We start from the raw sequence: 14,719 nt of genomic DNA, 5'->3' as shown, positions 1-14,719 counted from the left end.
ACCCGGAACAGGCGCCGAACATCGAAGCCCGCCCCGGACGACACCCCACCCCGGCACCGCCCCCGACCCAAAACCACCCCACCGCACCCCGCCCGGCAGGGCAACACCCCGACCCGAAGCCACCCCACCGCACCCCGCCCGGCCAGGGCAACCGCCCGACAGGGCAATGCCGCCCACCCCGAACCGCCCGGCCAGGGCAAGGGCACCGTCAGCCCGTCTCCTCCCGGTACGCCGCCGCCTCCTCCAGGTCCAGGCGCCGCAGCAGCGCCCTCAGCATCTCGTCGTCGATGCGGCGGCGGTCGCGGAGGGAGACGAAGACCTCGCGTTCGGCCTGGATCATCTCCCGCGCCAGCCGCCGGTAGACGTCGTCCGCCGACTCCCCCGTCACCGGGTTGACCTCCCCCAGCCGTTCCCACACCGCGTTGCGCCGCCGTTCCAGGACCGTCCGCAGCCGGTCCGCCAGCGGCGGCGGCAGGGTGCTGTTCGCCGGGTCCCGCAGCAGCTCCGCCAGCCGTTCCTCCGCCGCCCGCGAGGCCTCGCTCTGCGCCTGCGCCTCCGCGAGGGTCTCCGCCTGCGCGTTCCTCGGCGGCAGCTTCAGCACCCGGATCAGCGGCGGCAGCGTCAGCCCCTGCACCACCAGCGTGCCGATGACCGTCGTGAAGGTGAGGAAGAGGAGCAGGTTCCGGTGCGGCACCCCCATCGGCACGGAGAACGCGATCGCCAGCGAGACGACCCCCCGCATGCCGGCCCATCCCACGATCGCCGGGGACTTCCAGTCGGTGTCCGGCTCCCGGTGCCGGATCCGCTGCGACACCCACCTCGGCACGAAGGTCGCCGGGAACACCCAGACGAACCGTGCCACCACCACCGCGAGGAACACCACGAGGGCGTACCAGGCCGCGGCCGCCCCCTCGTACTCCCCCAGCCCCTTCAGCACCACCGGCAGCTGGAGCCCGATCAGCGCGAAGACCACCGACTCCAGCACGAAGGCGACCACCTTCCACACGGCCTCCTCCTGGAGCCGCGTCGCGAAGTCGACCTGCCAGTTCCGGTGCCCCAGGTACAGCGCGACGACGACCACCGCCAGCACCCCGGACGCGTGCACCCGCTCCGCCGCCGCGTACGCCACGAACGGGATGAGCAGGGACAGGGTGTTCTGCAGCAGCGGTTCCCGCAGCCGCTTCCTCAGCTGGTGGATGGGCACCATCAGCAGCAGGCCCACCGCGACCCCGCCCACGGACGCACGGAGGAACTCCGCGATCCCGCCCGCCCAGCCGGCGCTCACCCCGACCGCCGCGGTCAGCGCCACCTTGTAGGCGGTGATGGCGGTGGCGTCGTTCACCAGGGACTCGCCCTGGAGGATCGTCGTCATCCGGTTCGGCAGGCCCAGCCGCCGGGCGATCGCCGTCGCCGCGACGGCGTCGGGCGGCGCGATCACCGCGCCCAGCACCAGCGCCACCGGCAGCGACAGCCCCGGCACGACCAGGTAGGCGACGTAACCGACGGCGAGCGTCGCGAAGAGCACGTACCCCACCGACAGCAGCGCGATCGGCCGTACGTTGGCCCGCAGGTCCAGGTACGAGCTGTCCACCGCGGCCGTGTGCAGCAGCGGCGGGAGCAGCAGCGGCAGCACGATGTGCGGGTCGAGGGCGTACGAGGGCACCCCCGGTGCGTACGCCGCGACCAGACCCGCCGCGACCAGCAGCAGCGGCGCCGGCACCGGCGTGCGCCGGGCCACCCCCGCCACGGCGGCGCTGCCGGCCACCAGCGCCACCAGCGGCAATACCTCCATCGAAGATCCACCCTCCTCCGTCGTCACCGTCGTCGCGCCCGCACCCCGGCCGTAACCTGGCCATCATGAGCGAGTGCACCCACGTTGCCGAACTGCCGCGCCCCGAACCGGTCCCGCAGGCACTGACCTGCCCGGAATGCGAAGTGCTCGGGAGCCATCCCGTACAGCTGCGGATGTGTCTCGGCTGCGGGTACGTGGCGTGCTGCGATTCCTCCCCCCACCGGCACGCGACCGCCCACCACCACGAGAGCGGCCACCCGGTGATGCGGAGCTTCGAGCCGGGCGAGACCTGGCGCTGGTGTTTCGTCGACGGTTCCCTGGTCTGAGGAGCCGGGTTGGATCATCCGGGGACGACGGTTCGATCGCCGGGAGCGGGGTAGGTCAACCCTCCGCCGGTTCCCCAGAATTGGGCCCGCAGACCTCTAGCCACTGTGCGTACTCGTAGGTTTACCATCAGTCACCGCACTTGGCGGGGTCGGCCCGGTCGCTCCAGAGCGGGCTCATGAGGGGTGCCGCGACACGATCGCCCGGATCGCGGTAGCGTCACCGGCGAACAGAGCTCGTACCACCTTGGAGGTGAGGGTGTCCCAGATCGCAGGCGAGCCCGGGACCCAGGACTTCGTGGAAGTCCGGCTGCCGGCTGCGGGTGCCTACCTGTCGGTGCTGCGAACGGCCACGGCCGGACTCGCGGCACGTTTGGACTTCACCCTCGACGAGATCGAGGACCTCCGCATCGCGGTGGACGAGGCCTGCGCGATCCTGCTCCAGCAGGCCGTGCCCGGCTCCGTCCTCAGCTGCGTCTTCCGGCTGATCGACGATTCGCTGGAAGTGACCGTCTCCGCCCCGACCACCGACGGGCGGGCGCCGGAGCGCGACACGTTCGCGTGGACGGTCCTGTCGGCCCTGGCCGGCAAGGTCGAGGCGACGGTCGAGGAGAACAGGACAGTGAGCATCAGCCTCTACAAACAGCGCGGCGCGGGACCAGGCCCGGCGTGAGCGGCGGGGAGATCCCGGTGCGGGGCGGGGATCGGCCCCGGGTGAGGCACGAGGTCGACGGCGGCATCCCGGAGCAGCAGCACGCCCGGCCGCACCCGGCTGACGCCGATGCGGAAGACGGCTTTTTGGACTCGGCGGAGCGACGGGCGGGCCCTATGAGCGAGAACCAGCACGACCAACCACTGCCACCGGAGGCCGCGGCCCCGGAGGCCCGGACACCGGACGCCCAGGCCCCCGAGGCCCGGGCGCCGGAGGCGCCGGCCGCGCCCCTGGCGGTTCCGGATCCGCGGGACCGCAGCGGCGCGCGGGCCCTGTTCTTCGAGCTGCGTCAGCTGCCCGAGGGATCACCCGAGCGGGCGGAGCTGCGCAACCGGCTGGTGCGGATGCACCTGCCGCTGGTCGAGCACCTGGCGCGGCGCTTCCGCAACCGCGGCGAGCCGCTGGACGACCTGACCCAGGTCGCGACCATCGGCCTGATCAAATCGGTGGACCGGTTCGACCCGGACCGCGGGGTCGAGTTCTCCACGTACGCCACACCCACCGTGGTGGGCGAGATCAAGCGGCACTTCCGCGACAAGGGCTGGGCGGTACGGGTCCCCCGGCGCCTGCAGGAGCTGCGGCTCTCGCTGACCACGGCCACGGCGGAGCTGTCCCAGCAGCACGGCCGCTCCCCGACGGTGCACGAGCTGGCCGAGCGGCTCGGGATCTCCGAGGAGGAGGTGCTGGAGGGGCTGGAGTCGGCGAACGCCTACAGCACGCTCTCCCTCGACGTGCCGGACACCGACGACGAGTCGCCGGCCGTCGCGGACACCCTGGGCTCGGAGGACGAGGCGCTGGAGGGCGTCGAGTACCGGGAGTCCCTCAAGCCGCTGCTGGAGGGACTGCCGCCGCGGGAGAAGCGGATCCTGCTGCTGCGCTTCTTCGGCAACATGACCCAGTCGCAGATCGCGCAGGAGGTCGGCATCTCGCAGATGCACGTCTCCCGGCTGCTGGCCCGCACCCTGGCCCAGCTGCGGGAGAAGCTCCTGGTCGAGGAGTAGCGGGCCCGGGCGGAACGGCCCGGGAGAACCGGCCGGGCCCTGACTGCCGGGCCCGGACTACCGGGACTGGTCCCCGGGTCCGATGCCCAGCGCCTCGGTCGCCGTCGGGTTCACCAGCAGCGCGGCGACGGCCACCGCGGCCAGGGCCAGGGCCACCGCGGCGACGGTCATCGCCCCGCCGGTGGTCCACAGGGTCCAGGCCACCGGCAGCGCCATCAGCTGGGTGATCAGTGCCGGGCCGCGGCTCCAGCGGCGGCCCAGGCGCAGCCCGCGCGCCGCGATCAGCGGGAGCGCGGCGAGCGCGAGCAGGGTGAGGCCGCCGGTCTCGGCCTGCTGCGGGGAGTCGGGGTCGCCGGCGATGCCGACGAACAGCATGTAGACGCCGAGCCCGGCCAGGGCCAGGCCCTCCAGCGCGGTCAGTACGGCGGCGGCGGTCAGCCGGCCCGGCAGCGCTGCGGACTCGGGGGCGGCGGGGGCTGGGGAGGTCGGCTTCTTGCTCACCCCAGCAGGGTAGCGGCGTGCCGGAGGGCCCGGACGGTACGGTCGGTATGGGGCCCATGTGGAGGGGTGGGTAGTCTGGCGCTCATGCGCGCTCTCCTCGTGGCCAACCCTGCAGCGACGACCACCAGTGCGCGCACGCGCGACGTCCTGACCCATGCCCTTGCCAGCGAGATGAAGCTGGAGGCGGTGACCACCGAGTACCGGGGGCACGCGCGCGACGTCGGGCGCAGGGCCGCGCGGGAGGGTTTCGACCTGGTGGTGGCGCTCGGCGGTGACGGCACCGTGAACGAGGTCGTCAACGGGCTCCTGCACGACGGCCCCGATCCGGAGCGGCTGCCGGGGCTCGCGGTGGTGCCGGGCGGCTCCACGAACGTGTTCGCCCGCGCGCTCGGACTGCCGAACGATTCCGTCGAGGCGACGGGTGCCCTGCTGGACGCGCTGCGGGAGAAGCGCGAGCGGACCGTGGGTCTGGGGCTGGCGGCCGGCGTCCCGGGGAGCGAGGACGAGTCCGTTCCGGAGCGCTGGTTCACCTTCTGCGCGGGCTTCGGTTTCGACGCGGGCGTGGTGGGGCGGGTCGAGCAGCAGCGGGAGCGCGGCAAGCGTTCGACGCACGCGCTGTACGTGCGGCAGCTGATGCGCCAGTTCTGGGAGGAGCCCAACCGGCGGCACGGCACGATCACGCTGGAGCGGCCCGGCGCGGATCCGGTGACGGACCTGGTGCTGTCGATAGTCTGCAACACCTCCCCCTGGACGTACCTGGGGAACCGGCCCCTGTACGCCTCTCCGGAGGCGTCGTTCGATACCGCACTTGACGTACTGGCGCTCGACCGTTTGTCAACTCCGGCCGTCGCCCGGTACGCGACACAGCTCCTGACCTCGACTCCTGAGCGGGGCCCGCACGGCAAGCACGCGGTGTCCCTGCACGATCTGACCGACTTCACCTTGCATTCGAAGGTTCCGCTCCCCTTCCAGATGGACGGGGATCACCTCGGACTGCGCACCAGCGTTCGGTTCACAGGCGTACGCCGTGCACTGCGTGTGATTGTGTGAGTGGAAGGGCCTAAAGTCCTTTCAGTCGAACGTTTACACGCCAGTCCACCCCCAGGAACTAGGGCTGTGACCTAGTAGACACCGACGAATCCAAAAAAACTTTCCGGAAGGGGTTGTATCCCCGTCCGAGGTTTGCGAATCTCTACATGGCGATCGGGACAGCCCGCACAACCCGGCACCCACACAGACCGCCAGAACCCCTCCACGAATCTTCGGACCGCACCAGGCGACTGGGCGTCGGCCCTTCCCTCACGGGGGGATTCGTGAAAGCGTTCACATTCACAAGCAACCTGCCCGCAATACAAGGAGATGGAGCAGCCATGGACTGGCGTCACAACGCCGTTTGCCGCGAGGAAGACCCCGAGCTCTTCTTCCCCATCGGCAACACCGGTCCTGCGCTGCTGCAGATCGAGGAAGCCAAGGCCGTCTGCCGCCGTTGCCCCGTCATGGAGCAGTGCCTGCAGTGGGCGCTCGAGTCCGGTCAGGACTCCGGCGTCTGGGGCGGTCTCAGCGAGGACGAGCGCCGCGCCATGAAGCGCCGCGCCGCTCGCAATCGGGCGCGTAACGCCACCGCCTGACATCGACTTTCGAGCCTCGAGCCGCAGCGCGTAGTAACCGTATAAGCGCTCAGCAACGTGCTCTCGAGCCCCGGACCGGGAACCATCGGTCCGGGGCTCAGTGCTGTGCCGCCACAGCGCGGCCGAACGGCCCGTCACGGTGGGTGACGGGCCGTCGGCGTCACTTCTGCGGGCTGGCGGGGATGTCGAGGACGACCCTGGTGCCGCGCGGCTCGGCCCGGACCATGTCGAAGGTGCCTCCCAGCTCGCCCTCCACGAGGGTCCGTACGATCTGCAGCCCGAGGTTGCCGGCCCGCTGGGGGTCGAAGCCCTCGGGCAGGCCGCAGCCGTCGTCTACCACGGTGATCAGCAGCCGGGAGTCCTCGCGGCCGGTGCCGGACCGGCTCGCCGACACCTCCACGGTGCCGCCCTCCCCCTGGGTGAAGGCGTGCTCCAGGGCGTTCTGCAGGATCTCGGTCAGCACCATCGACAGCGGAGTGGCCACCTCCGCGTCCAGGATCCCGAACCGGCCGAGGCGCCGGCACTGCACCCTGCCAGGCGAGATCTCGGCGACCATCGCGATGACGCGGTCGGCGATCTCGTCGAACTCGACCCGCTCGTCGAGGTTCTGAGACAGGGTCTCGTGCACGATCGCGATCGAACCGACGCGGCGCACCGCCTCGTTGAGCGCCTCGCGGGCCTGGGGCGAATCCATGCGGCGGCCCTGGAGCCGCAAGAGGGCGGCCACGGTCTGGAGGTTGTTCTTCACCCGGTGGTGGATCTCCCGGATGGTGGCGTCCTTGGTGATCAGTTCACGTTCGCGACGGCGCAGTTCGGTGACGTCGCGGCACAGGACGAGGGATCCGATCCGGGTGCCCTTGGGCTTGAGCGGGATGGCGCGCAGCTGGATGACCCCGCCGTTGCCCTCGACCTCGGTCTCGCGCGGGGCCCAGCCGCTGGCGAGCTTGACGAGGGCCTCGTCCACCGGCCCCCGGGAGGGGGCGAGTTCGGCGGTGGTGGTGCCCAGGTCCTGGCCGACCAGGTCGGCGGCGAGGCCGAGGCGGTGGTAGGCGGAGAGGGCGTTGGGGGACGCGTACGTCACCACGCCGTCGGCGTCGAGCCGGATCAGGCCGTCCCCGACGCGCGGGGAGGCGTCCATGTCGACCTGCTGTCCCGGGAAGGGGAAGGCGCCCGCGGCGATCATCTGGGCAAGGTCGGAGGCGGACTGGAGGTAGGTCAGCTCCAGCCGGCTCGGCGTACGCACAGTGAGCAGGTTGGTGTTGCGGGCGATCACGCCCAGGACGCGGCCCTCGCGGCGGACGGGGATCGACTCGACGCGGACGGGTACCTCCTCGCGCCACTCCGGGTCGCCCTCGCGCACGATCCGGCCCTCGTCGAGGGCGGCGTCGAGCAGCGGGCGGCGGCCGCGCGGGACGAGGTGGCCGACCATGTCGTCCTGGTAGGAGGTGGGGCCGGTGTTGGGCCGCATCTGCGCGACGGAGACGTACCGGGTGCCGTCGAGGGTGGGGACCCAGAGCACGAGGTCGGCGAAGGAGAGGTCGGAGAGCAGCTGCCACTCCGAGACCAGCAGGTGCAGCCACTCCAGTTCGGCTTCACTGAGAGCGGTGTGCTGGCGTACGAGGTCGTTCATGGAGGGCACCTTGCGAGCGTACCCCGGGTACGGGGATGACTTTCCCCACGGCGAATACTCAGGAGTATCCAGGAGGGGCACAGTCCGCGTACTGTTGGAGGAAGTGACGGGTCTGCAGACCCCTCCATTGGATGGACAGGACAGATTGGTCTAGTCCACAATGGTTCCAGACTTCCGCCCTCCCCGCACAGGAGGACGGATCGAGGTGGCCGCGCGTTCTGCCCTGACCGCGTAGGCGCCTTGCAACGGCCGCCGGGCACCGCACACCCTACGGCCGTGAGTACTCCGGGCTACGGTGCCGGGTGGGCTGAGGGTCCCGCCCCGGCACCGTGGCCCAGAGGAATCCCCCTCGGCGGGCCCCCTCTCGTGCGGATCCTCCTCCCGGCGACGCTAACGCGGCCAGGCCAGCAGCGCCCGCTCCGCGACCGCCTCCAGCTCTTCCCGGCTCGCCCCGTCGCACGACTGCTGGGACATTCCCTGGAGCACCGCCCCGGCGAAGCGGGCCAGCGCCCGCGCGTCCGTGCCGGCGGGCAGCTCGCCGCTCGCGACGTCGGCCTCGATCCGGCGCTCGAACAACTCCAGGTTGGCGTTGCGGCGCTCGCGCAGGGCGTCGGCCACGTCCCGCGCGGTGGTGTTGGCGGCCGCGCTGATCACCATGCAGCCCGGCGGGTGGGCGGGGTCGGTGTAGATCCCGGCCGCCTCCCGCAGGATGCGGCCGATGGCCGCGCGGGCCGTGGGCTCCTCGGCGAGCGCCACGTCCGCGAAGTGCCCGTACCGGCTGCCGTAGGCCAGCACGGCCTCGTCGAAGAGCTTGCGCTTGTCGCCGAAGGCCGCGTACAGGCTGGGGGCGCCGATGCCCAGGTTGCGCGTCAGGTCCGCGATGGAGGTGGCCTCGTAGCCCTGGTCCCAGAAGGTCAGCATCGCCTTGTCGAGGGCTGCCGCCCGGTCGAAGGAGCGGGGCCTGCCGCGCTGTCCTGTCACCATGCGCCGCATTCTATAGCGGCCACTAGGGAATCCCTACGGCACCCCGGCCGCCGCCCGTGACCGGCGCCGCCTCCCCCGGCTCCGGCCGGGTGGGCACGGGAGCGGGGGCGCCCGGAGGGCATCGGGACCACCATGGAAGAGGGGCCGGAGGGCCGCCTTCCGCGGGCGGGCTCTGCTAGATTGGTCTATACCACAAGCGACCATCCCTTCCTCCCTCTCAGATCGGCAGGCCCAGCGTGGAAGTTGTCATCGTCCCGGACGCCAAGGCAGGCGGCGCGCTCATCGCGGAGGCCATGGCCGCCCTGGTCCGCCGCAAGCCCGACGCCCTGCTGGGCGTGGCGACCGGCTCCACCCCGCTGCCCGTCTACGAAGCCCTCGCGGCCAAGGTCAGGGCCGGCGAGGTCGACGCCTCCCGGGCCCGGATATGCCAGCTCGACGAGTACGTCGGCCTGCCGGCCGGACACCCGGAGTCCTACCGCGCGGTCGTGCTCCGCGAGGTCGTCGAGCCCCTCGGCCTGACCGAGGCCTCCTTCATGGGCCCCGACGGCTCCGCCGACGACGTCCAGGCGGCCTGCGAGGCGTACGACCGGGCCCTCGCCGCGGCCGGCGGTGTGGACCTCCAGCTGCTGGGAATCGGCACCGACGGGCACATCGGCTTCAACGAGCCCTGCTCCTCGCTGGCCTCCCGCACCCGCATCAAGACGCTGACCGAGCAGACCCGCGTGGACAACGCGCGCTTCTTCGACGACGACCTGGAGCAAGTGCCGCACCACGTCATCACCCAGGGCATCGGCACCATCCTCGACGCCCGCCACCTGATCCTGCTGGCCACCGGCGAGGGCAAGGCCGAGGCGGTCGCCCAGACCGTCGAGGGCCCGCTGTCCGCGCTGGTCCCGGCCTCCGCGCTCCAGCTGCACCGGCACGCGACCGTCGTCGTGGACGAGGCGGCCGCCTCGAAGCTGAAGCTGGCGGACTACTTCCGCCACACCTACGCCAACAAGCCCTCCTGGCAGGGCCTGTAACACCGGACGGCAAACGAGAAGGCCGGGCCCCCCTCCTCGGGGGCCCGGCCTTCTCGCGTCTCAGCCGCGCCCGGCGATGACCTCGGCCGCCGCCCGCCCGCACACGCGGGAGGCCCCGTGCGTGGCGATGTACAGCGCCCCGCGCGGCTCGGCACGCGGCAGGCCCATCTCCACGACCACGGTGTCCGGCCTGGCCTCGACCAGCGCGTCCAGTACCTGCGTCATCCACGGGTGCCGGTGCGCGTCGCGGACCACCGCGACGACGGTGCGGTCCCCCGCGGCCGCCAGTACGTCGGCGGCGGCGCAGCCCTCGGGGTAGACGCCCGAGCCGGTCCCCGGGACCAGCCCGGCCAGCTCCGCGGCCACCCCCCAGGGGGTCTCGTCGCCCACCGCGATGTTCGCGACGGGCGCGAGCGTGGCGACGTACGGGGCGCGGACCGGAGCCGCCCGGCCCGATACGGCCAGCGCGCGGCGGGCCGCGGTCAGGCCGATGCCGGACGCGCCGCTCCCCTCCCGCGGCGCGTCCGGCCGGGACCGGCGGGTCCACTCCGCGAGGGCGCGCACCCGTGCGGCGGCGTCGGCGAGCCGCTCCTGCGGGAGCACGCCCTCGCGTACGGCGGCGACCAGCGCGTCGCGCAGGCGCAGCACGGTCGCCTCGTCGGCGAGGCCCCCGCCGACGCAGATGGCGTCGGCGCCGGCCGCGATGGCGAGCACCGAGCCGCGCTCGATGCCGTAGGTCCCGGCGATGGCGTTCATCTCCATGCCGTCGGTGACGATGAGGCCCTCGTAGCCCAGCTCCTTGCGCAGCAAACCGGTGAGGATCTGCGGGCTGAGGGTGGCGGGGCGGGTGGGGTCGAGGGCGGGCACCAGGATGTGGGCGCTCATCACGGCCTTGGTGCCGGCCTCGATGGCCGCCTTGAACGGGATCAGCTCCCGGGCCTGGAGGGTGTCCAGGTCCACGTCGATGCGGGGCAGCGCGTGGTGCGAGTCGACGTTGGTGTCGCCGTGGCCCGGGAAGTGCTTGGTGCAGGCGGCGACGCCGGCGGCCTGGAGTCCCTCGACGTACGCGGCGGTGTGCCGGGCGGCGAGGGCGGTGTCGGCGCCGAAGGAGCGGACGCCGATGACCGGGTTGGCTGGGTTGGAGTTGACGTCCGCGGAGGGGGCCCAGTTGAGGTTGACCCCGCATTCGGCGAGACGGCGGCCCAGCTCGCGGGCGACCTCGCGGGTCAGCGCGGTGTCGTCGACGGTACCGAGGGCCAGGTTGCCGGGGAAGGACGAGCCGTCCCGGACCTCCAGGCGGGTGACGTCGCCGCCCTCCTCGTCGATGGCGACGAGTACGTCGTCCCGTACCGCCCTCAGCTGCGCGGTGAGCGCGGCGAGCTGCTCGGGCGAGGCGATGTTGCGGCCGAACAGGCCGACCGCGGTGAGGCCCTCGCCGACCTGGCGCAGCAGCCAGGCGGGTGCGGTGGTGCCCTCGAAGCCGGGCTGGAGCACGGCGAGCGCGTCGCGGGTCAGGGTGTCCGGGCGGTGCGCAAGGACAGTCATGGGCCGTTATCCCTTCACGGCGCCGGAGGTCATGCCGCCGACGGCCTTGCGCTGGAGGAAGATGAAGATCACCAGGACGGGGATCGCGAAGATCGAGGACGCGGCCATGGTGGCGCCCCAGTCGTTGCCGAAGGCGGTCTTGAACTGGGTCAGCCACAGCGGCAGGGTCTGGGCGGACTTGTCCTTGTTCAGGATCAGGACCATCGCGAACTCGTTCCAGGCGGTGATGAAGCCGAAGAGCGAGGTGGACATCAGGCCGGGGGCCAGCAGCGGGAAGATCACCTTGCGGAAGGCCTGGCCCCGGGTGCAGCCGTCGATCTGGGCGGCCTCCTCCAGGGTCACCGGGACGGCGGCGATGAAGCCGCGCAGGGTCCAGATGGTGAAGGGGAGGACCATCACGAAGTAGACGGCGGTGAGCAGGCCGATGCTGTTCAGCATCTCCGCATCGCGGGCGATCATGTACATCGCGATGACCATGACCTCCCAGGGGGCCATCTGCGCCATCATCACGCCGAGGACGAGGCCCTTGCGGCCCTTGAACTTCATGCGGGCGATGGCGAAGCTCGCCGCGAGGGCGACCAGCAGGGCCAGCAGGACGGCGCCCACGGTGACCACGAGGCTGTTGGTGACGTACGTCCAGAAGCCGTCGACGCCGGTGGCCTTGCCGAAGTTGTCGAGCGTCGGGGTGAAGACGAAGACCGGGTCCTTGGTGAGGATCTCGCCGTTCGGCTTGAGGGCCGAGGAGAACATCCAGTAGACCGGGAAGACGAAGACCAGCGCCAGGAGCAGCGCGCCGAGGTTCTTGGCGACGGTCGCGGGGCGCAGCGGCCGGCGGGTGCGGAGCCGCTGCGCGGGCTCGTTCGGGGCGGCGGTGGTGCTCACTGTTCCTCCTCCTGCTTCAGGATCAGGCGGAAGTAGAAGGACATGACGACCAGCAGGATCAGGATCGTCAGGACGGAGATCGCGGCGGCGAGGCCGTAGTGGGCCTGGCTCTGGCCCTCGACGTAGGCGAAGACCGGGAGGATCTCGGAGGCGCGGTCGGGGCCGCCCTTGTTCATCGCGTAGACCTGGGTGAAGGCCTTGAAGACCCAGATCACCTCGAGGAAGGTGGTGACCAGGAAGAAGGGCTTCAGGTTGGGGAAGACGACCTTCCAGAAGGTCTGCCAGCCGTTGGCGCCGTCCATGCGGGCGGCCTCGTACAGCTCGGCGCCGACCGTGGTGAGGCCGGCGTACATGTTGAGGGCGACGAAGGGGATGGAGCCCCAGACCACCAGGAGCGTGACGATCGTCAGGGTGGACAGGCCGGTCTCGAACCAGTTGTGCTGTTCGTAGCCGGAGAAGCCGATCGTGCGCATCACCCAGTTCATGACGCCGAACTGCTCGTCGAACAGCCAGTAGAAGACCTGGACGGAGGCGACGATGGGCATGGCCCAGGCCATCACCAGCGCCATCGACAGGACCAGGCGCATCCACTTGCCGAGCCGGTTGAGCAGGATGCCGATGAGGCTGCCGATCACCATGATCAGCGCGACGTTGGCGAAGGTGAAGACGAAGCTGCGGACGACGACGGTCCAGAAGTTCGTGTCGCCGAGCAGCTGCGTGTAGTTCTCCAGTCCCGCGAAGGGGTACTTCCGCTGGATGAACTCGATCTTGTTGATGTCCTGGAAGGACAGGATCACGTTCTTGATCAGCGGGTACAGCAGCAGGAGCGCGATGGCCGCCACGGCGGGCAGCACCAGCAGGTAGGGCACCCATCCCGAGGGGAGGGGCCTTCTGCCCCCGCGAGGAGACGTATCACCGGGGCCGGGGCCGGTCTTGGCGGTGGGCGCCTTCGGCGGCCGTCCGGCGGACTTGTGTGGTGCGTCCTGTGGAGCGCTGGTCGCCGCTCCCTGGGAGTGCACGGTCATGGGCTTGGCTTCCTCGCGGTTGACTGTGGAGTCAAATGCGCGACCGGGGGCGCGGCGGGGCGGCTGGCCGCCCGCCGCGCCCCCCGGTGCGTTCACACTGCTGGGCTGTGCGGGTACTGCCGGGTGGGGCCGTTGTTACTTGTTGATGCGGTTCGCGATTTCCTTGTCCGCGTCCGCGCCCGCCTTGGCGGCGTCCTCACCCTTCAGGACCTTGGTCATGAACTCCTTGATCGGGTTCGGCTCGGTCTCGACGTTGGCCCAGCCAGCGGTCACCGGGGTGATCTTGCCGTTGAGGCCGGCCTTGGCCATGGCCTCGGCGAAGGAGCCGGCGGCCGGGGTGAAGTTCGCGCCGACCTGGTTCGGCAGCAGCGCGCCCTTGACCTCGGCGGCGTACTTGGTCATCTGGTCCTTGCCGGTGGCGAGGGCCAGCCACTCCTTGGCGAGCTCCTTGTTCTTGGAGCGCTCGGCCACGGCGAGGTTCGAGCCGCCGAGGAAGACGGTGCCGGACTTGTCGGCCGTCTTGCCGGGGATCGGGAAGTAGCCGAAGTCGGCTTCCTTGCCCGCGTCCTTCAGGGCCTTCTCGGCACCGCCGGCCTCCCAGCCGAGGCCGATCCAGGAGGAGACGCCGCCCTTGGGGACGATGTCGGTGGACTGCTGCGGGGTGGCCTCGTCCTTGTCCTTGGGCGCGGTGGAGAAGGACTGGAGCTTCTTGTAGAAGTCCATCGCGGAGGCGGCCTGCGGGGTGCCCAGCTGGCCCTTCCACTTGGCGCCGTCCTTGACGGCGAGGTCGCCGCCCTCGTCCCAGATGAAGCCGGCGAGGATGTACCAGCTCTGGCCGGGGAGGTAGATCGGCTGCGCGGAGGGGTCGGCCGCCTTCAGCTTCTCCAGGCCGGCGATCCACTCGTCGCGGGTCTTGGGCGGGGTGACGCCGGCCTTCTCGTAGGCCTTCTTGTCGTAGACGACGACGCGGCTGGCCGCGTACCAGGGGGCGGAGTACAGCTTGCCGTCGACCTCGGCGGAGGCGAGCATGCTCTTCTGCCAGGCGTCGGCGCCGAGCTTGGCCTTGTCCTTCGTCAGGTCGGCGAGGCCGCCGGTGACCGCGTAGCCGGCGGTCTGGGTGTTGCCGAGCTCAAGGACGTCCGGAGGGGTGTTCTCGGAGAGGGCCGTGGTGACCTTCTCCTGGATGCCCGTCCACTTCTGCTCCTCGACCTTGACCGTGACACCGGGGTGCTTGGCCGAGAACTCCTTGTTGACCTGCTCGATCCACGCCTTGGGTGCGGAGCCGTCCATCACCCAGACGGTGATCTCCTTGGCGCCACCCGACGCGTCGGCGTTCGGCTTGTCGTCGCCGCCATTGCCGCACGCCGCGACTCCGACCATCATGCCCACGACACCGACCGCCGCAATGAGCTTGCGCTTCACGCCACCCTCCTCAGGGATGCTGCTGCACCTTCCCTCGCCCGCCGCGGTGACGTACGTACCAAGTACTGCCGTGGGGCCGGGATCTGATCCACATTGGTTTAGACCAGTACCGGGAGCTTGGCCTAGACCTTTAGGGGTGTCAAGGGTCTAATGAGCGGGTGCTCGGTCCGTTATCGGACCGACACCTCGGGGCGGGGAGGAGGCCTGCCCTCCCACCCGTGTCACCATGTGACCGCACATATCGGAGGAGCC

14 protein-coding genes are annotated in these 14,719 nt (G+C 71.0%); 6 read left to right on the top strand and 8 right to left on the bottom strand.

What is annotated here, in order from left to right; genetic code table 11:
• Window positions 1-208: 208 nt before the first annotated feature.
• A complete protein-coding gene (locus ACZ51S_RS13820; RefSeq protein WP_468884302.1) occupies window positions 209-1,792 on the bottom strand; it encodes a Na+/H+ antiporter in 1,584 nt (527 codons plus the stop codon).
• A 65-nt stretch (window positions 1,793-1,857) separates the two neighbouring features.
• On the opposite strand from ACZ51S_RS13820, the gene ACZ51S_RS13815 reads away from it, so the two are divergent.
• From ACZ51S_RS13815 to ACZ51S_RS13805, 3 genes are all read left to right on the top strand, one after another.
• The gene (locus tag ACZ51S_RS13815) at window positions 1,858-2,118 is read left to right on the top strand and encodes a UBP-type zinc finger domain-containing protein (protein WP_468173455.1); all 261 of its coding nucleotides are present in this window, start codon (window positions 1,858-1,860) and stop codon (window positions 2,116-2,118) included.
• Window positions 2,119-2,374: 256 nt separating this feature from the next.
• Window positions 2,375-2,788, top strand: a complete 414-nt coding sequence (locus ACZ51S_RS13810) for an ATP-binding protein (RefSeq protein ID WP_030012703.1) — start codon at window positions 2,375-2,377, stop codon at window positions 2,786-2,788.
• Complete coding sequence (locus ACZ51S_RS13805; RefSeq protein ID WP_468480044.1) at window positions 2,785-3,828, top strand: RNA polymerase sigma factor SigF; 1,044 nt, start codon at window positions 2,785-2,787, stop codon at window positions 3,826-3,828. The genes ACZ51S_RS13810 and ACZ51S_RS13805 overlap by 4 nt, the downstream gene beginning before the upstream one ends.
• Window positions 3,829-3,885: 57 nt before the next feature.
• Here the strand turns inward: ACZ51S_RS13805 and ACZ51S_RS13800 are convergent, their stop codons facing one another.
• A complete protein-coding gene (locus tag ACZ51S_RS13800; protein WP_468800872.1) occupies window positions 3,886-4,329 on the bottom strand; it encodes a hypothetical protein in 444 nt (147 codons plus the stop codon).
• A gap of 84 nt (window positions 4,330-4,413) precedes the next feature.
• Between ACZ51S_RS13800 and ACZ51S_RS13795 the strand changes: the two genes are divergently transcribed.
• Both ACZ51S_RS13795 and ACZ51S_RS13790 read left to right on the top strand, forming a co-directional pair.
• On the top strand, window positions 4,414-5,379 hold the full coding sequence (locus tag ACZ51S_RS13795; RefSeq protein WP_388933793.1) for a diacylglycerol/lipid kinase family protein: 966 nt from the start codon (window positions 4,414-4,416) through the stop codon (window positions 5,377-5,379).
• A 320-nt stretch (window positions 5,380-5,699) separates the two neighbouring features.
• The gene (locus tag ACZ51S_RS13790; protein WP_004937597.1) at window positions 5,700-5,957 is read left to right on the top strand and encodes a WhiB family transcriptional regulator; all 258 of its coding nucleotides are present in this window, start codon (window positions 5,700-5,702) and stop codon (window positions 5,955-5,957) included.
• Between the two features lie 160 nt (window positions 5,958-6,117).
• Here ACZ51S_RS13790 and ACZ51S_RS13785 read toward each other — a convergent pair whose 3' ends face one another.
• Entirely contained in the window at window positions 6,118-7,587 is a 1,470-nt protein-coding gene (locus tag ACZ51S_RS13785) for a sensor histidine kinase (protein ID WP_468480042.1), read from the bottom strand.
• A gap of 390 nt (window positions 7,588-7,977) precedes the next feature.
• Entirely contained in the window at window positions 7,978-8,571 is a 594-nt protein-coding gene (locus ACZ51S_RS13780) for a TetR/AcrR family transcriptional regulator (protein WP_468884307.1), read from the bottom strand.
• Between the two features lie 236 nt (window positions 8,572-8,807).
• Between ACZ51S_RS13780 and nagB the strand changes: the two genes are divergently transcribed.
• Window positions 8,808-9,593, top strand: a complete 786-nt coding sequence (gene nagB, locus ACZ51S_RS13775; RefSeq protein ID WP_468884309.1) for a glucosamine-6-phosphate deaminase — start codon at window positions 8,808-8,810, stop codon at window positions 9,591-9,593.
• Between the two features lie 60 nt (window positions 9,594-9,653).
• Here nagB and ACZ51S_RS13770 read toward each other — a convergent pair whose 3' ends face one another.
• From ACZ51S_RS13770 to ACZ51S_RS13755, 4 genes are all read right to left on the bottom strand, one after another.
• The gene (locus ACZ51S_RS13770) at window positions 9,654-11,138 is read right to left on the bottom strand and encodes a glycoside hydrolase family 3 protein (protein WP_468884311.1); all 1,485 of its coding nucleotides are present in this window, start codon (window positions 11,136-11,138) and stop codon (window positions 9,654-9,656) included.
• 6 nt (window positions 11,139-11,144) lie between these two features.
• On the bottom strand, window positions 11,145-11,963 hold the full coding sequence (locus tag ACZ51S_RS13765) for a carbohydrate ABC transporter permease (protein ID WP_468480046.1): 819 nt from the start codon (window positions 11,961-11,963) through the stop codon (window positions 11,145-11,147).
• 53 nt (window positions 11,964-12,016) lie between these two features.
• Window positions 12,017-13,045 carry a carbohydrate ABC transporter permease gene (locus ACZ51S_RS13760; protein ID WP_468480037.1) on the bottom strand — a complete coding sequence of 343 codons (1,029 nt, stop codon included), beginning with the start codon at window positions 13,043-13,045 and terminating at the stop codon, window positions 12,017-12,019.
• Between the two features lie 135 nt (window positions 13,046-13,180).
• The gene (locus ACZ51S_RS13755; RefSeq protein WP_388933811.1) at window positions 13,181-14,467 is read right to left on the bottom strand and encodes an extracellular solute-binding protein; all 1,287 of its coding nucleotides are present in this window, start codon (window positions 14,465-14,467) and stop codon (window positions 13,181-13,183) included.
• Between the last annotated feature and the right edge of the window lie 252 nt (window positions 14,468-14,719).

It is taken from the genome of Streptomyces sp. NPDC034043, assembly GCF_055575675.1.
This window is presented reverse-complemented; position numbering and strand designations above follow the sequence as displayed.